Source organism: Vibrio sp. G-C-1, from assembly GCF_021728015.1.
GTDB lineage: Bacteria > Pseudomonadota > Gammaproteobacteria > Enterobacterales > Vibrionaceae > Vibrio > Vibrio splendidus.
Map to the genome: position 1 here is coordinate 111,763 of NZ_JAKKCR010000014.1, position 25,060 is coordinate 136,822.

At 43.2% G+C, this 25,060-nt stretch carries 21 protein-coding genes; 8 read left to right on the forward strand and 13 right to left on the reverse strand.

Annotated elements, in window-relative coordinates:
• Positions 1-104: 104 nt before the first annotated feature.
• Complete coding sequence (locus L3V36_RS19080; RefSeq protein ID WP_208775294.1) at positions 105-2,195, reverse strand: S9 family peptidase; 2,091 nt, start codon at positions 2,193-2,195, stop codon at positions 105-107.
• 335 nt (positions 2,196-2,530) lie between these two features.
• On the reverse strand, positions 2,531-3,736 hold the full coding sequence (gene emrD, locus L3V36_RS19085) for a multidrug efflux MFS transporter EmrD (RefSeq protein ID WP_029222513.1): 1,206 nt from the start codon (positions 3,734-3,736) through the stop codon (positions 2,531-2,533).
• 499 nt (positions 3,737-4,235) lie between these two features.
• On the opposite strand from emrD, the gene L3V36_RS19090 reads away from it, so the two are divergent.
• Positions 4,236-6,353: a methyl-accepting chemotaxis protein gene (locus L3V36_RS19090; protein ID WP_017078152.1), complete on the forward strand. Its 2,118-nt coding sequence runs from the start codon at positions 4,236-4,238 to the stop codon at positions 6,351-6,353.
• Positions 6,354-6,509: 156 nt separating this feature from the next.
• On the opposite strand, the gene L3V36_RS19095 is transcribed toward L3V36_RS19090, so the two are convergent.
• The 5 genes from L3V36_RS19095 to dinG form a co-directional block, all read right to left on the reverse strand.
• Positions 6,510-7,643 (reverse strand): cupin domain-containing protein, encoded by a 1,134-nt coding sequence (locus tag L3V36_RS19095; RefSeq protein ID WP_102447634.1) that lies wholly within the window; start codon positions 7,641-7,643, stop codon positions 6,510-6,512.
• A gap of 113 nt (positions 7,644-7,756) precedes the next feature.
• On the reverse strand, positions 7,757-7,927 hold the full coding sequence (gene rsmS, locus L3V36_RS19100; protein ID WP_004736541.1) for a pleiotropic regulatory protein RsmS: 171 nt from the start codon (positions 7,925-7,927) through the stop codon (positions 7,757-7,759).
• The gene (locus L3V36_RS19105) at positions 7,917-8,465 is read right to left on the reverse strand and encodes a primosomal replication protein (protein ID WP_102447635.1); all 549 of its coding nucleotides are present in this window, start codon (positions 8,463-8,465) and stop codon (positions 7,917-7,919) included. The genes rsmS and L3V36_RS19105 overlap by 11 nt, the downstream gene beginning before the upstream one ends.
• Before the next feature lie 22 nt (positions 8,466-8,487).
• Positions 8,488-9,267, reverse strand: coding sequence for a TSUP family transporter (locus tag L3V36_RS19110; RefSeq protein WP_004736543.1), 780 nt, complete (start codon positions 9,265-9,267; stop codon positions 8,488-8,490).
• Between the two features lie 128 nt (positions 9,268-9,395).
• Positions 9,396-11,486 carry an ATP-dependent DNA helicase DinG gene (dinG, locus tag L3V36_RS19115; protein ID WP_102447636.1) on the reverse strand — a complete coding sequence of 697 codons (2,091 nt, stop codon included), beginning with the start codon at positions 11,484-11,486 and terminating at the stop codon, positions 9,396-9,398.
• Positions 11,487-11,999: 513 nt separating this feature from the next.
• Here dinG and L3V36_RS19120 point away from each other — a divergent pair.
• Positions 12,000-13,037, forward strand: coding sequence for a porin (locus L3V36_RS19120; RefSeq protein ID WP_102447637.1), 1,038 nt, complete (start codon positions 12,000-12,002; stop codon positions 13,035-13,037).
• 133 nt (positions 13,038-13,170) lie between these two features.
• On the opposite strand, the gene L3V36_RS19125 is transcribed toward L3V36_RS19120, so the two are convergent.
• A complete protein-coding gene (locus L3V36_RS19125) occupies positions 13,171-13,899 on the reverse strand; it encodes a pseudouridine synthase (RefSeq protein ID WP_016768423.1) in 729 nt (242 codons plus the stop codon).
• A gap of 321 nt (positions 13,900-14,220) precedes the next feature.
• Between L3V36_RS19125 and L3V36_RS19130 the strand changes: the two genes are divergently transcribed.
• Positions 14,221-16,446, forward strand: coding sequence for an NADP-dependent isocitrate dehydrogenase (locus L3V36_RS19130; RefSeq protein ID WP_017083947.1), 2,226 nt, complete (start codon positions 14,221-14,223; stop codon positions 16,444-16,446).
• Positions 16,447-16,569: 123 nt separating this feature from the next.
• Complete coding sequence (locus tag L3V36_RS19135) at positions 16,570-16,791, forward strand: hypothetical protein (RefSeq protein WP_208775288.1); 222 nt, start codon at positions 16,570-16,572, stop codon at positions 16,789-16,791.
• Between the two features lie 33 nt (positions 16,792-16,824).
• Here the strand turns inward: L3V36_RS19135 and cspD are convergent, their stop codons facing one another.
• Positions 16,825-17,046, reverse strand: a complete 222-nt coding sequence (gene cspD / locus L3V36_RS19140) for a cold shock domain-containing protein CspD (protein WP_004736548.1) — start codon at positions 17,044-17,046, stop codon at positions 16,825-16,827.
• A gap of 586 nt (positions 17,047-17,632) precedes the next feature.
• On the opposite strand from cspD, the gene clpS reads away from it, so the two are divergent.
• Together clpS and clpA are read left to right on the forward strand one after the other, a co-directional pair.
• A complete protein-coding gene (clpS, locus tag L3V36_RS19145) occupies positions 17,633-17,953 on the forward strand; it encodes an ATP-dependent Clp protease adapter ClpS (RefSeq protein WP_004736549.1) in 321 nt (106 codons plus the stop codon).
• Positions 17,954-17,992: 39 nt separating this feature from the next.
• Positions 17,993-20,266, forward strand: coding sequence for an ATP-dependent Clp protease ATP-binding subunit ClpA (clpA, locus tag L3V36_RS19150; RefSeq protein ID WP_017089556.1), 2,274 nt, complete (start codon positions 17,993-17,995; stop codon positions 20,264-20,266).
• 390 nt (positions 20,267-20,656) lie between these two features.
• On the opposite strand, the gene infA is transcribed toward clpA, so the two are convergent.
• The 3 genes from infA to aat all read right to left on the reverse strand — a co-directional run bounded on the left by infA (position 20,657) and on the right by aat (position 22,365).
• Positions 20,657-20,875 carry a translation initiation factor IF-1 gene (gene infA / locus L3V36_RS19155; RefSeq protein WP_001040192.1) on the reverse strand — a complete coding sequence of 73 codons (219 nt, stop codon included), beginning with the start codon at positions 20,873-20,875 and terminating at the stop codon, positions 20,657-20,659.
• Positions 20,876-20,956: 81 nt separating this feature from the next.
• Entirely contained in the window at positions 20,957-21,655 is a 699-nt protein-coding gene (locus tag L3V36_RS19160) for an arginyltransferase (protein WP_102447638.1), read from the reverse strand.
• Complete coding sequence (aat, locus tag L3V36_RS19165) at positions 21,652-22,365, reverse strand: leucyl/phenylalanyl-tRNA--protein transferase (protein WP_102447639.1); 714 nt, start codon at positions 22,363-22,365, stop codon at positions 21,652-21,654. The genes L3V36_RS19160 and aat overlap by 4 nt, the downstream gene beginning before the upstream one ends.
• 53 nt (positions 22,366-22,418) lie before the next feature.
• Here aat and L3V36_RS19170 point away from each other — a divergent pair, with 53 nt between their 5' ends.
• Together L3V36_RS19170 and aroA are read left to right on the forward strand one after the other, a co-directional pair.
• Entirely contained in the window at positions 22,419-22,874 is a 456-nt protein-coding gene (locus L3V36_RS19170; RefSeq protein ID WP_004736438.1) for a glycine zipper 2TM domain-containing protein, read from the forward strand.
• Between the two features lie 162 nt (positions 22,875-23,036).
• Positions 23,037-24,317 carry a 3-phosphoshikimate 1-carboxyvinyltransferase gene (gene aroA, locus L3V36_RS19175; protein ID WP_017085852.1) on the forward strand — a complete coding sequence of 427 codons (1,281 nt, stop codon included), beginning with the start codon at positions 23,037-23,039 and terminating at the stop codon, positions 24,315-24,317.
• 62 nt (positions 24,318-24,379) lie between these two features.
• Here aroA and L3V36_RS19180 read toward each other — a convergent pair whose 3' ends face one another.
• A complete protein-coding gene (locus tag L3V36_RS19180) occupies positions 24,380-24,625 on the reverse strand; it encodes a YciN family protein (protein WP_004736440.1) in 246 nt (81 codons plus the stop codon).
• Positions 24,626-25,060 lie beyond the last annotated feature (435 nt).

Consider the following 25,060-nt stretch of genomic DNA (forward strand, 5'->3'; position numbering starts at 1 on the left):
TTCATAGTTAATCGTATTTAACCATGCTTAATAATTTCTGTCGCCACTTTATAAAGACTAAATGGCGACGTTAAATTGTGTGAATACCTACAGTTACGCTGAGTCTACTGAGTTTTTAGTAAGTCTAAAAAGAACGCGTATTCAAGTGCGTCTTCTTTCAATCTTTTGAAGCGACCAGAAGCCCCGCCGTGACCAGCTTCCATATCGGTTTTGAACAACAACACATTATTGTCTGTTTTCATTTCACGCAGTTTCGCCACCCACTTCATTGGTTCAAAGTACTGTACTTGTGAGTCATGCAGGCCTGTTGTTACTAACATGTTCGGGTAGCTTTGAACTTTCACATTGTCATATGGTGAGTAACCTAGGATGTAATCGTAGTAGGTTTTATCGTTGGGGTTGCCCCATTCGTCATACTCGTTTGTGGTGAGAGGAATCGATTCATCAAGCATAGTCGTCACCACGTCTACAAACGGAACATGTGCACCAATACCACGGTAAAGTTCTGGTGCTTGGTTGACGATTGCGCCCATCAATAGGCCGCCAGCAGACCCGCCTACCGCAAATACTTTATCCTTAGCACCGTAACCTTCTTCAACAAGCCCTTTGGTTACATCAATAAAGTCGTTGAACGTGTTTTGTTTGGTCAGTTTCTTGCCATCTTCATACCAAGGGCGACCAAGCATCTCTGAACCTCGGATATGTGCGATAGCATAAACGAATCCGCGATCAAGTAAGCTGAGGCGAGCCGATCCAAAGGTTGGTTCGATTGTGTGGCCGTAAGAGCCGTAGCCGTATTGGTAGATAGGGTTTGTACCGTCTTTCTTGAATAGATCTTTACGATAAACCAAAGACACAGGAACTTGTTGACCATCGCGAGCCGTTACCATGATTCGCTCTGATTGGTAGTTATCCGCTTCGAAATCACCTAATACGGGTGTCTGCTTCATTAGCTCAGATTCACCTGTACTTAGATCGAAATCATAGTAAGTACCTGGCGTAGTTAAGCTGCTGTAATAGATACGAACTTTTGAGTTATCTAATTCATAGTTACTCGTTAGGTAAGCGGCAAATGCGGTGTCGTTAAATTCAAGTGGGAACTCGTTGCCTGTTGAGAGTTGGCGAACTTTCACTGTAGACAAGCCATTCGCACGTTGCTCGTAAACAAGATGGTCATCAAACAGTTCGAAATCGACAAGTTGAGTGTCGTCGTCTGCTGGGATGACGTCGACCCATTTTGAACGGTCATGCATGTCTGCTGTGTTTACTTTCATTAAACGGAAGTTGACGGCTTGGTAGTTGGTGTCGATGTAATACCAATCATCTAGCTTAGCGATGCTGTACTCGATGCCAGTCTCTCGTGGGTAGAAAGGTTTTGCTTTCGCGTTTGGGTTGTTGGCATCAATGATCGAAACACCACTGGTTTCAGTGCTCGAGTGCCAAATGTAGACCTGTTCACCGTCTTTGCTTTTACTCAAAGAGGTGTAGTAAGCGCTGTCGGTTTCTTCGTAGATTAGCTCATCGCTTGTCTGAGATGTGCCCAATACATGTCGTAAAACTTGGTAACCCAGCAATGTTTGTGGATCTTTCTTGATGTAGTAGAAGGCTTGGTTGTCGTTTTGCCATGCAATTGCACTCGAGGCACCTTCAATTTCATCTTTCAGATATTCACCTGTCGTGAGGTCTTTAATCTTGATGGTGTAGATTCGGCGGCTAAGCGTATCTTCGCCATAGGCCAACAAGTTTTCGTTTGGACTGATCGTCAAGCCACCAACACTGAAGAATTCATGTTCTTTTGCCAGTGCGTTAACGTCTAAAATGATTTGCTTGTCTGCGCCTGCAAAGTCTTTTGCACGTAAGTGAACGGGGTATTCGTTGTCACCTGTGACTTCATTCGAATAGAAGTAGCTGCCTTTGCGAACCGGTACTGAATTGTCGTCTTTTGCGATTCGCCCTTTGATCTCTTCAAATAATTGTTTTTGTGCCGCTTCTGTATGTTTAAGCACCGTATCTGCGTACTGATTCTCTTGCTCAAGTTGTTTCAAGATCTCTGGGTCTTGGCGTTCATCATCGCGCATCCAGTAGTAATCGTCGATTCGGGTATCACCATGAATCGTCATTGCATGAGGGACTTTCTTAGCAACAGGAGCTTGTGTTTGCTGGGCGACAAGTTGCGATGGAGAGTAGTGGTTCATGGTTGTTATTCCTTGATTGCTGCATCCGGCGACAAGCGCGACCGATACGGCTAATGTGGTTAAAGCGAAACGCATCTTTATATCCTTAGTGTGCACCTTACTCGTTTTAATGCCAGCATCCTTTGTTGGTTAGGTTTCTTCCAGTGATGTTATTTATAATTGGATTCTGGATATGCACTTTCAGCGTAAGTGTCTGTTATTGTTTTCAAAAAATCAAAGTAATGTTAAATGAAATTGCTGATACGTGAGAGTGGAAGGAATAAATGCGAAACAAAAAAGGGACACACTTTTCAGTATGTCCCTCTTCGTTGTTTGGGTAGGGTTCGAGTTTTACTTTAGATAGCCAATGGCATTTCGTTTGAGTGGTCAGGTTTACGATTAACCCAACGTAAACCAAGCATGGCGATGAATGACATTGCAATCATCAAGCAACCGAGTGGCAGTTGGTCTTGAGCAGGGAAGAACGATGCCAATAGTGTTGCGATGCCAGCACCTAGATTTTGCATACCACCGAGGATCGCGCCCCCTGTACCTGCGTGGAATGGGAATGGCGAAAGCGCTCCCGTTGTTGCTGCTGGAAATAAGATACCAGCGCCTAAGAAGTAAATCGTTGCACCGCCAATCAAAGTTAATGCTGTTGTTTGACCGAATAGACCCGGTATCAATACCACTGTTGAGCCTACCAAGATAGCAACTAGACCAACATTCAGTACACGGCGCTCACTGCGACGTTGTGCGATGTAACTAGATAGGCCTGCACCGATTAAGTAACCTGGAATGGGTAAGACAAACAACAAGCTTACTGTGGTTGCAGGTAAGCCAAGTACGCCGCCAAGCAACACACCTGCCGCTGCTTCAAATACGGCTACACCAGCAAAGGTTGCGACTAATACCAATAAGAAACCTTGGAAACGTTTGTCAGACAGAACGAATTTGTAGCTGTTGGCAACTGATTCATGCTTGCGTCGTTCTTTCGGTAGTGTTTCCATCATGCTCGTCATCATGGTAATCACAACGGCGATACCAAACAGCGCAAGGAACAAGTAGCTAGAACGCCAGCCGAAAGCTTCTGTTAGGTAACCACCCAATACAGGAGCCATCAATGGTGAGAAAATCACACACATGCTAATTAAGCTGTTTGCACGGTGCAGTTCAGCGCCTTCAAAACAGTCGCGAGTCAATGTACGAGACATCGCACCGCCACAACCGATACCCAAACCTTGGATAAAGCTACCCGCTAAGAACCATTCATACTCGTGAGCGAACAATGCCACCAGAGTGCCGATGATGTAGATGATCAAACCAATCACGATGATCGGTTTACGACCTAGGCGATCAGAAAGTGGACCGTAGACAAATTGCGACAGACCATAAGGGATCAAGTAACACGCCATCACTGCTTGGAGTGAAGACGCCGAAACCAAGAACTCACCTGACATATGACCGATAGAAGGCACGTACATCGTTTGAGTCATTTGACCTACGGCAGTCAGAATAGCGATTAAAAAGGTAAGTTTCGCTAATGGAAACGAGGCGGACATTTGCGTATCTCTCCAAAAAATAAAGACGTAAAAAGCCTTAGCGCTCCTTTGAGGAGAGCCAAATGAATAAAGTGTTCAGGGAATCTAGGCGCGAGATATTAGATCTTGAATGCCGAGTTAGCAATCAAAAAGTGTGAAGTTGATCAAGATAAAAATCTATAGTTTGGATTATTAAAACTAATCCGAAGTTACTGTGTTCTCAAAGATCAAAAGGGGGAATGTTTTTCCTAGAAATTTCGATGCTATGGTTATGCCTAAAGTGTTAGTTCAATAGTTACATGGCCCATGATGGCGTGAATACATTTAGTTGAAATCACAGAAAAAAGGCAAAAGACACGGCCTATTAACATTTATGTAAACTTTCGTTTTATATATAAGCAATTTGTGCTGTAATTATCCGCTAAGCTATTCGTCAAACTTATTTACATTGTGTTCTTCAATTCATCTCAATGTGGTAGTTACGGTTATGGAAGTCTTTTGGCTTAAATAAGGATATTAAATGCGCTCACTATCGGTACAGTGGAAAATCACCCTGCTTGCAGGCTGCTGTCTAATCATTACTTCACTGTCTCTTATTGGTTTTTCAATCTATAACGCGACCAGTAACCAACAAGTCATCAAATCTCAAAGCTCAGAATCAGTTATCAATAAAACTCAGCAGTTGTTGGCGTCTGTTTCTCAGCTTAATGCTCAAGAAACCCAACGCTATGTAGACGAAGCGGTTTACCGCGCAGAAATGTTAGCAGCCAGTGCTCAGTTTCTAAAGAACAATGCGGATGAAAACTTTACCCCAAGTGAAGAGCTTCGTACTGCGTTAGATGAAATGGTTCGTCGCTCAGTTTTGAACTTTGATTCTATTCAAGGTGCATATTTAGTTTTCCAACCTGATTTACTTGATGGTGAAGATGCGAATTATGTCGATGCGGACTATGTTGGATCTAATGAAAAAGGTCGTTTTGCTCCTTATTGGAAGGTGGCGGATAACGGCGAAAATGTTCTAGCGAACGTTCTGTCAGAACCTATCTTGAGCGATGATAGCAATAGCGAACGCTTTTATTGTCCTTTGTCTTCAGGGCAAACGTGTATAAGTACTCCACGAGTCGTGAACAGCGGTGGTACTGCATTACTTACCTCTTCAATTTCAGTACCTATCTTAGTTGATGATGTTGCTATTGGCTTCTTGGGTATTGACCTAAGGTTAGATGGCTTGACCAGTGTGGTCACGCAATCAGATCAAAGCTTATTTGATGGCGCTGGTGCCGTTTATGTTGTCAGCCTAGACGGTTCGGTTATTGCTTCAGATGACTCAAGTATTGCAGTCGGCTCGGTCTTTCAAAGTGACAATACCAACAGTGATTTAATGACTGATTTTATCTTCGGTGGTGAAGTGACGACTCAATGGAGTGAGAATGGTGAGTGGTTACTCGCATTTGCTCCTGTTACCGCGGCAAACCAAACTTGGGGCGTGTTGTTTGAGATCCCGCGTGAGAGTGTAGTTGCCGATGCTAACCGATTGGATTCAATCATTAGTACTAAAGTAAGCGAAGGCATCCAAACGGAAGTGATTGCAGGCGTCATCTTTATTCTTTTTGGTTTAGCTATTATCGCGTTTTCTTCATTGTCTATTGTTAAGCCTATCCGACAGGTAGTCGAAAGGCTCAATGATATCGCTTCTGGTGAAGGTGATTTGACTCAGCGTTTGGAAGTGAAATCTCAAGACGAAATTGGTCAGTTATCACAAGGGTTTAACCTGTTCTTAGACAAGCTTCAGCACACGATTAAAGAAGTGATTCAAACCACTGAGCAAGTAGCGAGTACGACAAGTCAAGCTAAGGCATCAGCATCGAGTACACGTGAAAGCAGTGAATCTCAATTTAAAGAAGTCGATCTAGTGGCAACAGCTGCAGAAGAGATGACTCAGACTGCTGGCTTAGTGGTACAAAATGCAGAAGTTGCAGTTGATGCTGCTTGTGAAGCGAACCGTTCTGCTCGACAAGGGCAACAAGTCATCGAACTCTCAGCTGGAGAAATGAGAAAGCTGGTGGAGCGTATGTCGAGCGCTGTTCCTATTGTTGAAGAGTTAGCTAAAAATAACGGTAACATCACCGAAATCTTAAGTGTTATTGAAGGGATCTCTGAGCAAACCAACTTACTAGCATTGAATGCGGCGATTGAAGCGGCGAGGGCGGGTGAGCAAGGACGAGGTTTTGCTGTTGTAGCTGATGAGGTAAGAAACTTAGCAAGTCGTACACAATCATCGGTTGGTGAAATCAGAGCGGTGATCGACAAGGTTCATGCGGGAACTCAAGATGTTGTCGAAGCGATACAAGAAGGTAATATCTTAGCCAATGATACTGCGTTACATGTTCAAAATGCAGTTGAAGATCTTGGTTCGATTTTCACTTCAATTGAAGAGATCAGCGATATGAATAGCCAGATCGTGAGAGCAGCAGAAGAGCAGCAATCGGTTTCCGGTGAAGTGAATCAAAGTGTGGTTAACATTCGCGACTTAAGTGCGAAAATTTTGGAACAAGCTGCAGCTTCTGAGCAAGTGGGCAGCGAAATCGAGCAACTATCTCAACAGCAACAGAAATTGGTGAATCAATTCAAGGTCTAGTAGTTGAAGGTCTAGTTGTTCACGGTTTAGCTATTTAAGCTTAGTTGACTGTTGAATAGAAAAAGGGACAAATGAAGATTTCATTTGTCCCTTTTGTTTTTCTTAGGTTCTAAGGTTTTAGATCTCGATGATATCCACCGAAACCGATTAACGAAGTTAGTCTTCGATAAACCAGTAACCTTTGTTTACCAATTCAGTCACGACAGTGACACCTGAAGGAGTCAAAGTGGTTGCTGAGTTAATCACCGAGTCATCACACAGTACGTTTAGTAGCGATGAATCCGCTTCTTCAACCTTGACCACTTCACCATTGATGTAAGCCGTGTTGGTTTCATTCTCATGGTAGAGCGCTTTTAAGCCCGATACTCGACAGATCTCGCCTTCTGACTCTAAGTGCTGAGCGATCTCTTCTTCTGTCCATAATGGCTCAGGAGCGACGATATCAAGCTGGTGGCGTGATTGGCTTAGCAAACATCCCATGAATTCGCTGATGGTTTCAGGTTGCTCTAGTGCAGATTTCAACATGTCAGTTAGATTGCTTAAATCCGATGAACGAATCTTGCCGTAACCATCTTGCGTTTTGAATTCTGGATCGTGAAGATGAACGTCACCCATATCATGAGCAAGTACAAAATCGGCGAAGTTGCTGATTAGCTCTTGTTCTTTAGGGGAGCGATAGCCAATAGAGTAGCTCATTGACGGCTCTAACGTGTTGCCTTCATGCGGGAACCCCGGTGGGATATAAAGGATATCGCCCGGCTCTAAGGTTTCATCAATGATCGGTTCAAAGCCGTCTATTTGACGAAGTGCAGAAGCTTGGACTGTCTCTTGGTATTGGCCCACATCTTTTGCGCCGACTTTCCACTGGCGTTTACCTTGACCTTGAATGATGAATACATCGTATTGATCAATATGGGGGCCAACGCCACCTTCTGGTGCTGAGTAGCAGATCATTAGATCGTCGAATAACCAGTTTGGTAAGGCTTGGAACGCTTCTGTCAGCTGATTTGCACCTTGGTGCCAATGGTTCGCTGCTTGAACGATCAATTGCCAATGTGTTTCAGTTAGCTCGCCAAATTTCTCTTCGGAGAATGGACCATGTTCTGCAGTCCATTGGTTGTCGAGGTTAGAGACAAAGCGAGAATCCACTTCTTCTTCCATCGATAAACCAGCAAGTTCTTCCGGCGAAATTGGGTCGACGAAGTCTTGGAAGCCACCTTTTAAGATGGTTGGTTTTTTATGCCAGTAGTTTTCAAGAAATTCGGGCATAGAAAAGCTAAGTTGGTACATGTGAATCCTGTATGTTTTTATGCTAGATGCTAGATGCTAGATGCTAGATGCTAGATGCTAGATGCTAGATGCTAGATGCTAGATGCTAGATGCTAGATGCTAGATGCTAGATGCTAGATGCTAGATGCTAGTTTGGCTTGTAAATCTTGTTGGACAATCTTAATTGCTTCTAACGCCACTTTTGGGTCGATTTCGTTGCTTTCGAGCAGATAGATCAGGTCGACAGCTAACTTAACTTCTTCTGGCGCATTATCCAGTGGTGATGATGTGTTATCAGTGTTCATTTCGCTTAGGGTTCTCTAAGTTAATCAGTCTCTCAATATTTTTCATTGAGTCTTCACAGCGTTCTAATCGTTCTTTTGCTAATTGCCAAGCCTCGTCCGCTTTTTTCTTACTGTGGCGGGGCGCAGAATCAAACGCTAACTTTCGTACTCGTACTAAATCGACCAGTCGTTTTTGCCAATCTTGGTGCTGAGCGAGTTCGTTGTATAGGTCGTTGAGATTCTTGCCTGACTTACTTTTTCGGTCTAAGCGTAAATCATGGTTAGCGAGCTCCCTTTGGATTGCAGCTATCTGGTTAGTCAGCTTTTCCGTCAGGTAGTTGGCTCGAGATGCGGTCAGTTGATTTGTCGTTTGTTCACGAATAATGGTGTTGTACGTTGTTTGAGTTTCAAGTGCGTAGGGCAGTAAAATAGAAGAGCTACACTTAAATAAGGTTCGGTCAAACAAGGCTTGATGATAAGCACCACGGGCTTTGTCGACCTGAGAACTGTGCCCAATTAAGGTATCCAGTACACTTTTAAGATTTGAAAAATGGTTCATTTCGCTTCCCATTGGCTGGTGGCTATAAGTTTACAAACCACGCTTCGTAAGCCAGTTTAATCGCAAGGACACTCACAACAGTCACAAAGACAGGTCGTATAAATGTAGCACCAAAGCGAATAGCAGAGTGTGCTCCAACAAATGCACCAGCCATCAAACAAAGCCCCATGGTTAAACCTAGAACCCAATCAATATGACCGAGAATCGCAAAGGTCACCAAAGAGGTGAAGTTGCTAGTGAAGTTCATCGCTTTAGATAAACCAGAAGCCAGTAAGATATTTAAGCGATAAAGCGCCATAGAACTCACCGTCCAAAACGCGCCAGTACCTGGGCCTGCAACACCATCATAAAAGCCAAGAATGAATCCTTGGTACTTTTGTTTTCTTTTAAGTACCGGACACGGTTTAGGAGATACATTATGGCTCACATCCGGAGTCTTATGAAAAATGGTATAGACAGCAGCGGCAAGAATAACTAATGGCAATACCTTCTCTAACCATTCTGTACTAATGGCATCAACAGTTAGGGTGCCGATTGTTGCACCTATTAATGTCGATATGAATGCATTGGTCCAACATTCAGGTTTGAACAGTTTCTTACGATAGTAAGTAAAAGCGGCAGTTGATGAGGCAAACGTTGCGGCCAGCTTATTAGTTCCGAGTGCAATATGTGGCGGTAAACCAAGCGATAGCAAAGCTGGGACCGTTAACATCCCTCCGCCACCGGCGACAGCATCGATAAAGCCTGCTGCAAATGCAACCAAGGCAAGTATGACCAACATGGTTGGCTCAATCATTTCCATAAATAGCTAGTGTTCTCGTTATCGGCTGTTAGGGCAGCCACATGAATAATCAATGGATTAGTCATGTTGGGTTGTGAATGCAAGGGCCTAGCGATGACAGGCCCATAACTACCTTGAGGGCAGTAAAATTAGTATTTTATTGTTCTTTTAAAAGGCGGTAGCGAATCGAGTAGGGATTTCCCGTATCGCTTCGTGACTATGCGTCTATCAAGGATCGTGACTCTACCAGAATCTCGTTCTTTACGCAGCAATCTACCCACAGATTGAATAAGCTTTTTACTCGCTTCTGGAACAGTAATCTGCATAAAAGGATTACCGCCGCGTGATTCAATATATTCTGAATGTGCTCGCTCTACAGGAGAGGTAGGAACACCAAAAGGAATCTTGGTAATAACGAGGTTTTCAAGTAGCTCACCAGGTAGATCAAGACCTTCAGAAAAGCTACCCGTTCCAAAAAGGACGCTGGTTTTACCTTGATCTATCAGCTTTTTATGTTTTTTTAGGGTTTCGGTTCGTGAAGTATCACCTTGAACCTGCAATGCCCACGACTTTTTAACGAAATCTGTTGCCAAAACTTCTGCAACTTTATTCATTTGCCAATAAGAAGAGAATAAAACGAGATTGGCTTTGTTGTCTTCTATTACCTTAGGCAATATTTCAATAAGATATTCAGTAAACTGAGGTGCTTGCGGTTCGTACTTCATTGCAGGAACAACCAGTTCAGCTTGGTTCTGATAATCAAACGGCGATGCCAAAGCAAGAAATTGTACACCGTCTTCGGCTTTTTGACTGATACCTGCTTGATGGCAGAAAAAGTTGAAGGAGTTGAGTGCTCTCATTGTCGCAGAGACGAGTACTGCACCAACACAACGACTCCAGATCTGTTGATCCAGTTGCCAACCCACCTCTAGTGGCGAAACATTCACAACGAAATCGCCTTCACTTTCTTTATTCAGTTCAAGCCAACGCGCTAAAGGCGCTCCTTTCTCTCTCTTAGGTTCAGCCATTAAGCGCCAAACCTGAGCAAGGTTTTCTGTCCTTTGTATATAGAAACCAATTTCTGCCAGCGCAGGCTCTGCCAGTTTTGCTGAAAGCTCTCCGTCTTTAACTCGTTCTGCAATCAGGTCTGCAATCTTCGCAACGGCTTGGCTCGTCTTTTGTGTGAGTTGCTTGAGATCTTTAGATTCATTCTCTAGCCAATCAGGTAAGTCGCCATGCTCGAAGCGATACAAGCCGTCTTCAAAGTGGCTAGCATCAAACTGTTTGCTCATTTGAGTAAGAGTAGGAATCAGCTGTTGTACAGAATCCTGCAATTCATTTCTGAATCGACCCACGCGCTTTTCATCCGCCAAGCCCGAAAGCTTGGTGATTGATTGATTCAAACGCTCTAACCACGATGCAGCTCCTTTTAAACTTGCGGCCGCAGAGGAATGATCTCTGGCTACGTGTGGTAAGTGGTGAGCCTCATCGAATATATAGATGCTGTTTTCTGGTTCGGGCAGTATCACGCCGCCTCCTAGGTCAGCATCTGCCATCACTAAACTGTGATTGGCGATAATCACGTCTGCTTTATCAAGCTCTGAACGTGCTTTCTGGAAAGGGCAGTCTCTATGAGTCGGCATACTGTTGTTACAGCTGTGTTTATCACTGACGATCATCTGCCAGATCATATTGTCGACAGGTTTTGGCCAGGAGTCGCGATCACCGTCCCATTTGCCTTGGGTTAGGCTGCGGTACATGGTTTGGAGTTGTTCGATATCTTTCTTTTTTGGCTTAGATTCGAACATCGCCATTTGACCGTCATCAATTTGTCCACCATCAAGCCCACAAGCAGCGGCTAACTTCTCGGAGCAACAATAACGCTGTCTTCCTTTCGCTAATATAAAAGAGAACTCTCTATCAGTAAGTCTTCTATATAGAGGGAGATCTTTATTGACGAGTTGTTCTTGTAGGGCAACCGTAGCTGTCGAAATGATGATTTTTCGATTATTTAGCACAGCGACAGGAATCGTTGCCATGAGATAGGCGAGTGATTTCCCGATTCCTGTTCCCGCCTCGGCAACAATCATGCGATTGCTTTTGTGGTATTGACCACAAAGTGTCTTAGCTATTTCTGCAACTAGGTAATTTTGAGCACGTCGAGGTACAAAGTTGTCCAACTGATCTTGGAGGTTTTGATAACTGGTGCGAATGGATTTTTGAATTTTAGTAGTTAGCATACTGTGACCTACATAACGGAGCGAGGATAGTAGCACATATCACTAGTCGGTACATTTGCGGCGAAATAGCTTGCTTTTGAATCAAAGGTAGATCTTGTTCACAAAAAAAAACTGAACCATCAGGAACTTAACGATTTTATTTATGTTGTGAAATATAAATATTAAAAAAGACTGACTTATAGGTGTTAAGTTCTGATTTGTTGTTTATTTATTGGCTTATATAGCTTTAAATTCTGTCATGTTCTTTTTTTATATTATTATATTTCCTGGTAAAACCAAGGGTAAGTTACTCGTAAAACAATGAAAAAAAATGTAAGTTATTGATTGTAATTGGTTTGTGTTTTTTTTAGGTCTATTTTTAGTTTATTTGACACGCAGGATAATCTTTTGCAATCTAGACCTCGAAATTTAGTGACGGTGATTAACCAACAAAGAGTGGTAATGACCAGTCATAAAAATAAAAAGGGAACCGGGCAAGGATCTCCCATTCTTAGAAAAGGCAGTGGATTTATTATGAAAAAGACTCTATTAGCGCTAGCTATCGCAGCGGTATCAACTTCTGCATTCGCAGTTGAAACAAGTTCTCAAAACTCTAAGCCAATGTTTGAGTTTGACGACATGCACAAAGATCAGTTCTCAGTTTCTGGTGCATGGGGCGTTGGTGGTTACTACGATTCTTACTCTGGCGCATTCTACGATGATTGGGCTACTGGTCTAACGCTAGCAGTAAGCTTCAAAAACAACCGTTGGGTTGGTTACTTTGAAACTGACCTAATGATGAACTACATCTCTGACACTAACGATTTCGCTAAAGTAGACGAAGTATATGGTGGTGTTGAGTCTGGTCCAAACACTGACGTAGACAAAGCATGGTTAGGTTTTGACACTGGTTTTGGTGTTGCATCTTTCGGTTGGGAAAACGATACAGCTCTAGATAAAGTTGATGGCGCTGGTGATATGACTTACGAGTTTGGCGCTTCTGCTGGCGATGCATCTGATGCATTCAACGTAGTTAAGTTCCAAGGTGCTACTTCTGGTTTCGCTTACGGTGTTTCTTACTTTGAAACAGACGAAAGCCACGCTGCTGCTGACAAAGGTGTGAACGGTTACGTTGGTTTTGAACACGAAATCTTCAACATCTACGCTGGTTACGAAGATCGTGACGAAGCTGAATACACAGTAACTTCTGTTTCTGGTAACGTTAAAGTTGCTGATACAGTAAAACTAGGCTTTAACTCTTGGATTGATGAAGGCAACAAATCTGGTGCTGACACAACTGATAAGAAAAATACTGGTTACTACCTATCTGGCGCATTCGATGCTTCTGAGCAAGTAACTGTTGCTGCTGGTTACGGTGCAAACACTACTGAACAAAACAATTCAGCTGATAAAGATTACAGCTACATGAACGTTGCTGTAATGTACAAGCACAGCGACCGCATGGACATGGGTATCGATATCAAACAAGAACTTGACGTACCAAACGGTGTTCGCGCTGAAAGTTCTGATGAAGAGACATTCGTATTCGCAGCTGCTTACTACTACTTCTAATAGTCTAACTCTTAGTTAAGTAACGCTGTAAAAGCCAGTCTTATGACTGGCTTTTTTGTGTCTAAAATTTATCAATGCATATAAAAAAAGACCGCTACGTGAGCGGCCAGTCATTTGATTCAAATGGTGCATTTTAAATCTCTTTCCACTCACCAGGCTGAAGTTGTCCCACGTTCATGTTGCCCATTGAATAGCGAATAAGTCGCAGGGTAGGGAAGCCGATATTTGCTGTCATTCGTCTTACCTGACGGTTACGCCCTTCAATGATAGTAATCGCTAACCATGTTGTCGGAATTGCTGCTCTGAAACGCACTGGAGGGGTTCTTTCCCACACAACAGGTTCAGACATCACCTCAACCTGGGCAGGCAGTGTCATGCCGTCTTTTAGCTCCACGCCTTTTCTCAATTTATCTAAATCTTCCTCAGAAGGTGCGCCTTCAACCTGCACCCAGTAAGTCTTTGGTGATTTTGAGTTTGGTTGAGTCAATTTGGCTTGGAAGATGCCATCATTGGTCAAGACCATTAATCCTTCACTGTCGCGGTCAAGTCGACCCGCCGCGTAAACATCTTTAACCGGAATAAAGTCGGCGAGTGTTTTCCTGCCTTCGCCATCAGTGAACTGGCTGAGAGTATCGAAAGGCTTGTTGAACAAAATGACTTTACGATCTTCGATTGCCACCTTAGGTTTCACGTTGGTAGGTTTGCTTTTATATCGGTGCTTACTCGAGTGCGATTTTTTATGCGAACTACCCGTGTTATTTTTATCACTGCTTCGGTTTTGTCTATTACCGCTTTGTTTTAATGTTGCACCAGCACGAGCTGGTTTGTCTGAACGAGATACGCTGTGTGAGCGAGTAGACATGTTAACTACCTTGCAAAAATGTAAACGAAGTGTGCTGAAAAGTTTTCACTGAAACAGAATTGAGCTATCATTTGCGCGCCTAAAAGACACAAAATAGAACAAGTTGATGGACTCTTAAGCCTGATTTGTTTAATTATACCTTCGTGTTTTATTATAACAACGCACTCACGGATTTGGTTCATGCTGTCATCAAGATTGCATGAAAAATAAGATAGAGTACGACTATCGAGTAAGCAGTTTTCACTCTTTGAGTGGCTTACTGGTCAATTTATAACATGCTCAATACTTTAAATGAGCTTGTAAGAACTATAGGGAAATTTCATGCCTACTGAAAAACCAACGATCATCTATACCATTACAGACGAAGCTCCGGCGCTAGCAACTTACTCTCTGCTGCCAATCATTCAATCTTTTACAGCTTCTTCTGGTATTAACGTTGATACTCGCGACATTTCACTTGCAGGGCGTATTATTGCCAACTTCCCTGACTATTTGAACGAAGAGCAACGTATTGGTGATGCATTAGCAGAACTAGGTGAATTGGCTAAGACACCAGAAGCGAACATTATCAAGCTTCCAAACATCTCGGCATCTGTACCTCAGCTTCAAGTAACGATCAAAGAGCTACAGTCAAAAGGTTACGCACTTCCTAATTACCCAGAAGAAGCAAACACCGACGAAGAGAAAGCCGTTAAAGCAACTTACGATAAAATCAAAGGTAGCGCAGTAAACCCTGTGCTACGTGAAGGTAACTCGGATCGCCGTGCACCACTTTCTGTTAAGAACTATGCGAAGAAGAACCCACACTCAATGGGTGCATGGTCTGCAGATTCTAAGTCGCACGTTTCAAGTATGGATGACAAAGACTTCTTCGGTAGTGAAAAGTCAGTAACGATTGAAGGTGCCACAGAAGTGAGCATCGAATTTGTTGGCAAAGATGGCGCGAAGAAAACACTGAAGCCAGCTTTTGCACTGCAAGATAAAGAGATCATTGATGCGTCAGTGATGAACAAAGCTGCTTTGGTTGCGTTCTTTGAGAAAGAAATCGCATCGGCTAAAGAGCAAGGTGTACTGCTTTCTCTTCACATGAAAGCGACGATGATGAAAGTGTCTGACCCAGTGATTTTTGGTCATGCGGTTAAGGTTTACTACAAAGACGTGTTCGCTAAGCACGGTCAACTGTTCAATGAGTTAGGTGTTGATGTAAATAACGGCATCGGCGATGTATACGCAAAAATCGCTGCACTTCCTCAAGATCAGAAACAGGCAATCGAGGCTGACCTACAAGCAGTATACGAAACTCAGCCTCCACTAGCGATGGTTGACTCAGACCGTGGCATTACTAACCTACATGTTCCAAGTGACATCATTGTTGATGCATCGATGCCTGCAATGTTACGTTCTTCAGGTCAAATGTGGGATCCAGAAGGTAAGCAAAAAGATACGAAAGCAATGATTCCAGATCGTAGCTACGCGAGCATCTACCAAGCGGTTATTGATTTCTGTAAAGAGAACGGTGCTTTCGACCCTACAACGATGGGCAGTGTACCAAACGTTGGTCTAATGGCTCAAAAAGCGGAAGAGTACGGTTCTCACGATAAGACTTTCATCCTTGAAGCTGCTGGTCAGGTTCAAGTTGTAGACGCTTCAGGTTCAGTGCTTCTTGAGCAAGACGTAGAGGAAGGTGATATCTTCCGTATGTGTCAGGTTAAAGATGCACCAATTCAAGATTGGGTTAAGCTAGCGGTTACTCGTGCTCGTGCATCGGGTGTTCCTGCGGTATTTTGGCTAGACGCGTCTCGCGCACATGACGCTCAGCTTATTGAGAAAGTAGAAGCTTACCTTCCTGAATACGATACTAATGGTCTTGAAATTAAGATCCTTGCTCCACTTGAAGCAACTCAATATTCATTGGTTCGTATCAAAGAAGGTCTAGATACTATTTCTGTTACAGGTAACGTATTACGTGACTACCTAACGGATTTATTCCCAATTCTAGAGCTTGGTACGTCAGCTAAAATGCTATCGATTGTTCCACTAATGAACGGTGGCGGTCTGTTTGAAACCGGTGCTGGCGGTTCTGCTCCTAAACACGTGCAACAAGTAGAGAAAGAGAACCACCTGCGTTGGGATTCTTTAGGTGAATTCTTGGCATTAGCGGCATCTCTAGAGCACCTAAGCGTAGTCACTGGCAATGCTAAGGCACAAGTTCTAGCTGACGCGCTTGATAAAGCGACGGGCGAGTTCCTAGATAAAAACAAATCTCCTTCACGTCGAGTAGGTGAGCTTGATAACCGTGGTAGCCATTACTACCTAGCAGCATACTGGGCTAAAGCGCTTGCTGAGCAAACGGTTGACGCTGACCTTGCTGCTGAGTTTGCAGGTGTGGCAAGTCAATTGGCTGAAAGTGAAGAAGCTATCGTTGCTGAGCTAAATAACGCTCAAGGTCCAGCAGGCGATTTAGGTGGTTATTACCTACTTGATGATGCATTGGTTTCATCACTCATGCGTCCAAGTTCAACACTGAACGCATTCATTGACGCATAGTGATTAGACTCATCGTTAGCAAATTATGGTCATGATTTACTAACGAGTGGCTTGGTATGACAGTTAAGTCATAGACCAATACAAAACGAAAGACGCTTTAACGATAACGTTAAAGCGTCTTTTTTGTTTATTCATAATGCTTTCCTAGACCTAGACCTAGACCTAGACCTAGACCTAGACCTAGACCTAGACCTAGACCTAGACCTAGGGGCAAACATCGCTCGAGCGAATTGTACTGTGAGCAACGTTATAGCTTCTAGATCGAAAAACCGCTCATTTAATCCTGTATTAGAGGTATCAAATGAGCGGTTTCAATATTCTGCTTACCTGTCAGCCGTTAATTAGGACTGATGGAGGTCAACATGATTTGGCCATCGCCTATTTAGCGGCGCTGCCTTCTACAGGAACAACAGAGCTAGCGTGCGAGCCTTTAGGTCCACTTTCTACTTCATAGTCGACCTGCTGACCTGCCTTTAAGGTTCGATAACCTTCCATCTGTATTGTGGAGTAGTGCGCGAAAATATCGCCGTCTTCACCTTCTGGACAAATAAAGCCAAACCCTTTGGCATTGTTAAACCATTTTACTGTACCTGTAGCCATGCTATACATCCCTCATGCATTTTGTTACTAACGTTGTTATATCAATTGTTGTAAGTGCGATTGATATCATTCCTACCAACTAAAGAATTTCAGCTGATAGCTTGAATCTCATACATTGCTTACGGAAATTAACGCTACCCTGCGTAATTATTCCTTATTGGTCATTCTTAACGCGTATTACTCGATTTCGAATCTTGTTATAAAGTTGTATCAGAAAAACCTTTTAGCTCCAATGTAGCTAATGATTGAGCGCAGTCAATAGTAAATTGGTATAAAAGTGATCAATTTTAATAACAAATCACATTCGAGATTAACTGCAAACTATTAACTAAATAGTAACTTAGCGGTAATATTATCGTTAGCATCAATAGTTATGGTGTCTTTTTAATCAATCACATATGTTAATCCTGTTAATAGAGATCTTTTATTTGCAGCGATGGAAATGGTGGATTAGGCTCAGTATAGAGGAATATTTTTTGGTACTGTTTCTCGGTGCAGTTTCTTAGTACACCGTAATGCGTGAATGTGGTAAATTTGAATGACGTAACACTCACGACTTCCGAAAAATAACTCTTAGCAAAGCGATATGAGCAGAAACTTTGAATGGGCATCTCCAGGCTCAGATTTACTGGAGAAAGAAGAGACAAAAGTAAAGCCACCGGCGATGTATAACGTTGTATTGAATAACGATGACTACACGCCTATGGACTTTGTAATCGAGATCCTAGAGCGATTCTTCTCACTAGATATCGAACAAGCAACGGAAGTGATGCTCAAGGTTCATTATGAAGGTAAAGCTATATGCGGCACATACAGTGCTGAAATAGCGGAAACAAAGGTAGCGCAAGTAAAGATGTACTCAAAGGAAAATGAGCATCCGCTACTATGTACAATGGAGCAAGTATAAATTGCTCGAACAACACTGTTGTTCCCTTAGGAGGTACTTATGCTAAATAAAGAATTAGAGACGAGTTTAAATGGTGCATTTGCTCGTGCGCGAGACAAGCGACATGAATTCATGACTGTCGAACACCTCCTACTAGCATTATTAGAAAATGATGCGGCCAAGGAAGCGCTCCAAGCTTGTCAGGCTGATCTCGATGCTCTTCGCAATGAGCTCGATATTTTTATCGATCAAACAACCCCACTTATCCCAGAAAGTGACGAGACTCGTGAGACTCAGCCTACACTGAGCTTCCAACGAGTACTTCAACGCGCTGTTTTTCATGTTCAGTCTTCAGGTCGTAGCGAAGTTACAGGTGCAAATGTACTTGTGGCTATTTTCAGTGAGCAAGAATCTCATGCGGCATATTTACTTAAGAAAAACGACATTAGTCGCTTAGATATTGTTAACTTTATTTCTCATGGCATTACCAAAGCCAGTAACGAAGGTGATAGTTCATCACCGTCTGATTCATTTGGTGGTGCAGAGAATGCAGAAGAAGCTAACTCTGAAGATCGTCTAGAAAACTTTGCAACTAACCTTAACGAAGTGGCGAAACAAGGTAATATCGACCCGCTTATCGGGCGTGATAAAGAGCTTGAGCGTACGGTTCAAGTTCTATGTCGTCGTCGTAAAAACAACCCTTTGTTAGTGGGTGAAGCGGGTGTGGGTAAGACCGCAATCGCTGAAGGTCTTGCTTGGCGTATTGTTGAAGGTCAAGTACCTGAAATCATTCAGAGTAGTGTGATTTATTCTTTAGATATTGGTTCACTTCTAGCTGGGACTAAATATCGTGGCGACTTTGAGAAACGTTTTAAATCGATTCTTAAGCAATTAGAGAAAGAAGAAGACGCAATCCTATTCATTGATGAGATCCACACCATTATTGGTGCAGGTGCAGCATCGGGTGGTCAAGTTGATGCGGCAAACTTAATTAAACCACTACTAAGCAGCGGTAAATTACGTTGCATCGGCTCAACGACATACCAAGAGTACAGCAGCATTTTTGAGAAGGAGCGTGCTTTAGCTCGTCGCTTCCAGAAAATTGATATTATTGAACCATCGTTAGATGACACAACCAAGATTCTGATCGGTTTGAAGCCAAAATACGAAGCTCACCACGAAGTGCGTTACACCAACAAAGCGTTGCGTGCCGCTGTGGAGTTGTCAGCTAAATACATTAATGAACGTCACCTTCCAGATAAGGCAATTGACGTGATTGATGAAGCCGGCGCTCGTAGTCGTTTGGCACCAGCAAGCCGTCGTAAGAAAACGGTAAGCGTGGCTGATATTGAGTCAATGGTCGCGAAAATGGCTCGTATTCCTGAGAAGTCAGTATCATCTTCAGACAAAGATACGTTACAGAAACTGGATGACCGCATGAAAATGTTGGTATTCGGACAAGACCCAGCGATCGATGTATTGAGCGAAGCGATTAAGCTGACTCGTGCAGGATTGGGTGCAGACAATAAACCTGTTGGTTCATTCCTATTCGCTGGTCCTACTGGTGTAGGTAAAACAGAGGTGACTGTACAGCTGTCTAAGTTGATGGGTATTGAACTGTTGCGCTTTGACATGTCTGAGTATGGTGAGCGTCACTCTGTGAGCCGTTTGATCGGTGCTCCTCCTGGTTATGTTGGTTATGACCAAGGTGGTCTGCTCACTGATGCTGTAATCAAGAATCCACACTCTGTAGTGTTACTTGATGAGATAGAGAAGGCTCACCCAGATATCTTTAACTTGTTACTACAGGTGATGGACAACGGCACACTAACTGACAACAACGGTCGTAAAGCGGATTTCCGTAACGTGATCCTTGTGATGACGACCAATGCTGGTGTTGCTGAAACTGAGAAGAAATCGATCGGTTTGATCCAACAAGATCATGCGCCAGACGCGATGGGTGAAATCAAAAAGGTATTTACACCTGAGTTCCGTAACCGTCTTGATAATGTCATTTGGTTCAACAGCCTTGATCCAAGTGTGATTAACCAAGTTGTCGACAAGTTCATTGTTGAGCTTCAGGTTCAACTGGACGCTCGAGGCGTGTCTTTAGAAGTTTCTGAGGATGCTCGTCATTGGTTAGCTGAAAGAGGTTATGACAAGACTATGGGTGCGCGTCCTATGGGACGAGTGATTCAAGAGAAGCTTAAAAAGCCTCTTGCTAATGAGTTGCTGTTTGGTAGTTTGGTTGACGGCGGTACGGTTAAAGTATCCCTGATTAAAGACGATCTAGATTTCATCTATGTTGGTGCTAAAGAAGAGGTTATGCATTAAGCCTATTTCTTAACAGCTTAAGCTGTTGCTGACTGCTTATTGAGAGCGCGGTACAGCTAATCACGATAATAAACGCATGACTTCGGTTGTGCGTTTTTTTTTAGTTATAGAGTGGCTGAAACAAAGAGAAAGCTGTGGATTGGGGTTGTGGCACTGTTTGACCATAAACCGTTTATGCTGGCTAACCTACGCATATACAAACAGCGATTGGTGACACTGTTATTGGTGATACAGTTATTAGGGAAAAGTGTATTGCAGGGGAATGTTACGAGAGACTGAAGGTATTGTTGGGGCTCTTGGAGAGCTAACCAGGTGTTTCTTTAGTATTTGTTTGGTCGATAAAAAACGGAGCATCAAGCTCCGCTTCTTATCGTATTCGGTAATTAAAAATTAACGAGCACGGAAGACGATGCGGCCTTTAGAAAGGTCGTATGGAGTCATCTCAACAGTTACTTTATCACCAGTAAGAATACGGATGTAGTTTTTACGCATTTTACCAGAGATGTGTGCTGTCACTACGTGACCGTTTTCAAGCTCAACACGGAACATCGTGTTTGGTAGAGTATCAAGGACCGTGCCTTGCATCTCGATTACGTCTTCTTTAGCCATCTAATCCTCTTTCGAAATTTGGCGGTTTTCAACGGCTTGATTGTGCCGTTAAAATCAAAATATGTAAAGTTGTCGCGTATTCTACCCTTGCCACCGCTGATTTACTAGCCTTTGATGACGTTGAAATCGTACTTTATAGTTCATCGCAGGACATTCATCGATTTGATAACCCAAATATAACCACTGTTTCTGTTCTTTCTGGGCGTGCTGGATTTGAAACAGAACACCTAGTGTTCCCATAGAGATGTCGATATCAGGATCGAAGAAGGTATAAAATGCGCTTGTGCAGTGAGACATCACATCAGTGACGGCGATGCCGACTAACTGGCTATCATCATAGATGTGCATGAACTTTGTGGCAAGCCATTCATTTTTAGAGAATTGTAGAAACTCTTTTTTTTGGGGGGGATACATGGTTCCCGAACGGTGACGAGCGGTTATATAGCGACTATATAAGTCAAACCAGTTGTCATCCATCTCGTCTTTCAACTCCCAACGTAGTGATTTGGCTTTGTTGAGGATTCGTCGTTGGCTTTTGGAAAACTTGACCTCGGGAATCGAGAGGCGAATAGCTTGGCACGCAGAGCAATTATCGCAATGTGGCTTATAAATGGTCGCTCCACTGCGGCGAAATCCGTTGGCGAGCAGGACTTCATAATTATCTGAAGTATGCATGTGTTCATCAAGCGTGACCGCCACTCTTTCTTGAAGATGTGGCAGGTAGCTGCAAGCATGGTTATCGGTCAATCCAATTCTGATTTGTTGTAAATCTGAACTCATGAAGGCGTTCCCTCTAGCCATTGTGATTTAAAACATCCATCGCTAAGTTGATTTTCTTTAAGTATTTTCAAAGCACTAAGGAACTCATCTCTTTCTACTTCGATAGCGCCCAAGGATTCCAAATGAGGGTTCATGACTTGGCAATCGATGAGCTTTCCTCCGAATCGTGTAAAGTGTTCACAAAAGTACCACAGTGCAATTTTAGACGCATTGGTCTTCAGACTAAACATCGATTCACCACAAAAGACTTGGCCTCTTTGTAAACCGTAAAGTCCGCCGATAAGCTCGTCTCCTTGCCAAACCTCAACGGAGTGGCAGAAGCCTAATGAAGAAAGTTCGCGGTACGCTGACTGCATGTCACCGTTTAGCCAAGTTTCTTCTTCGGATCTTAGCGAGGAGCAGTAGCCAATCACTTTGTCTGTCGCTTGGTTGATGCTGACACGGTAATTATGCTTTTTTTGAAACTTTTTAAGACTTTTTGACGGTTCGAATGTCTTAGGATTAAATACCGCTCGTGGTGCTGGGCTCCACCAAAGTATAGGCTCCCCTGGGCCATACCATGGAAATATACCTTGGCTATAAGCGTTTAAAATTCGCATGGGTGACAAATCACCACCGAAGGCGAGCAGACCGTTAGGTTCATCAAGCGCGTCGAAAGGCGAAGGAAACTCTATACTAGTAGTATCAAGTTCGGTTAGGTATATAGTCATAAGTACCGCGTTACAGATTAATCACTGACCAAGAGGTCTTTAGGAGTTTTACCATGAAAAAGTTGCTTTGGATTTTACTTGTTTTGCCCATGTTGGCAAATGCAGCTTACAACAGAAACCAAGCTCGACCAGTCAATGAGGTCGTTTATGGTGAGATTGACACGGTCAGATACATTACCCAACAAGAGATCGTAGAGTCGAAAGCGAATGGTTGGGAAACCTTGTTAGGTGCGGCTATTGGTGGCTTGATTGGTAATCAATTTGGTGGCGGTACCGGCAAAGAAGTCGCAACGGCCGTTGGTGCTGTGGCGGGCGCCGGGATTGCTCGCAATCGAGGTAACACACAATACAAAGTGGAATATAAGCTCGTCGAGTTATTGGTCAAAACTAAAGATGATAAGTTGGTTAACATCATTCAAGACGTCGATAACTCGATGTTGTTTAACCGAGGCGATGATGTGCGAATTCTCTATTTTTCAGATGGCGTTCGAGTTGATCTAGTGTACTAGTATGTAAATGTGTTTAGTTGGCTAATTAATCGCCTTTATCGAGGGGATTAGCTCTGGAGTTCATTGGAAAAGTTCGTTAGTCTGCAAGTACGAAGAATTATTCATCACCCGAAAATAAATACGCGCCAGTGACTTCGGGTGGTACAAGGACTATAAGATTTAATGGAAAGCCTTACGTTACAACCAATTCAAAAAGTGAGCGGGGAAGTTAACTTACCTGGCTCAAAAAGTGTTTCCAACCGTGCGCTTCTTTTAGCAGCACTTTCAACTGGAACCACGCGCCTAACAAACTTACTAGACAGTGATGATATTCGCCATATGCTGAATGCTTTGACGCAATTAGGCGTTGATTATCAGCTGTCTGCAGATAAAACCGTCTGTGAAGTGACGGGTGTGGGTGGTGCATTCTCAAGTGACAAAGCCCTAGAGCTTTTCTTAGGCAATGCGGGTACGGCGATGCGCCCGCTGGCTGCTGCACTTTGTTTGGGGCGTGGTGAATATGTTCTGACTGGCGAGCCTCGCATGAAAGAGCGACCAATCGGTCACTTAGTGACTGCACTGCAAGAAGCCGGCGCCGACGTTGAATACCTAGAAAACGAAAATTACCCACCATTGAAGATCACGGGTACTGGCCTTAAAAGCGGTACGGTTTCAATCGATGGTTCTATCTCTAGCCAATTTTTGACGGCATTTTTGATGGCTGCGCCTTTAGCTGAAGGTGAGGTAACAATCAAAATTGAGGGTGAATTGGTTTCTAAACCTTACATCGATATCACGCTACACATTATGAAACAATTTGGTGTGGATGTGATCAACAACGATTACCAAGAGTTCGTAATTCCGACTGGGCAATCTTACTCAGCACCGGGTGATTTCTTGGTTGAGGGTGATGCGTCATCTGCGTCATACTTCCTTGCTGCCGCAGCGATTAAAGGCGGTGAGATTAAAGTAACGGGTATTGGTAAAAACAGTATCCAAGGTGATATCCAATTCGCTAATGCGCTTGAGAAAATGGGTGCCGAAATCGAATGGGGTGACGACTACGTTATCTCTCGTTGTGGTGAGCTGAAAGGCATCGATATGGATTACAACCATATCCCAGACGCAGCGATGACTATCGCAACAACAGCCCTGTTTGCTAAAGGTACAACGGCAATCCGTAATGTTTACAACTGGCGTGTGAAAGAGACAGATCGCTTAGCGGCTATGGCCACAGAGTTACGTAAAGTCGGCGCAGAGGTCGAAGAAGGTGAAGACTACATCATTGTTAATCCTGTTGCTCAACTGACACATGCGGCGATCGATACCTATGATGATCACCGTATGGCAATGTGTTTCTCGCTGGTTGCCTTGAGCGATACTCCTGTGACAATTAATGATCCAGGTTGTACTTCAAAGACTTTCCCTGACTACTTCGACAAGCTGAAAATGCTGAGTCAATAAAAATGCTAAACATATAACGGTCCAGGAAGTAAAAAAGCTTGCCTAAATGGCAAGCTTTTTCGTTATTGCTGAAGCGTAAATTCTTTTGAAAGATGGTGCGCTAAGTATTTAAACATGTTAAACACTGCGGTTGTATTCTCTGTCGGCATTCCATTGCTGTCTAAGAAGTATTCACCTTTGAAGATGAGGACATCGTCTTTTTCTACTACGCTGTTTGCGCGCATGCCTTCAATGTAGTCATCATGTGATTGGATAATTTGGTTTGCGATAAGCAGTAAATCAAATTCTGCTATTACTTTCTTTGTCATGAGTTTATCTCTGATAACTGAATATAACGTTGAGTTTATGGTGTCGAACTAGAAATTCAATGATTTCACAACCGATTAAGAGAGTCTTTTCAAACATCCACAATTTATTTTGTGATTTACGGCAAAAATAATTGAATGGGGCTCGCGTTAGATTCGCGGACAAGCTTAGTATGAGCCCGTTTAGACGTAATGCCTGATGAATAGGCTCTTGCAAGTATTCTTAGTGAGTACTTTATAGCTTCTTTATATTGTGCCCCTTTTCTCTATGAGTCGTCGAATTGTCGAGCGATCAGATCCAATTTTGAAAAAAGCGGTTGATCTTCTAGTAATCTCGCACAATAGTAAAAAAAGAAGCAATGAATTTAGAATATCATGCGTAAAAGCCCACAAGCTAAATTGTTGGTGCTGAAGCATCGTGATTAAGGACGTTAGAGT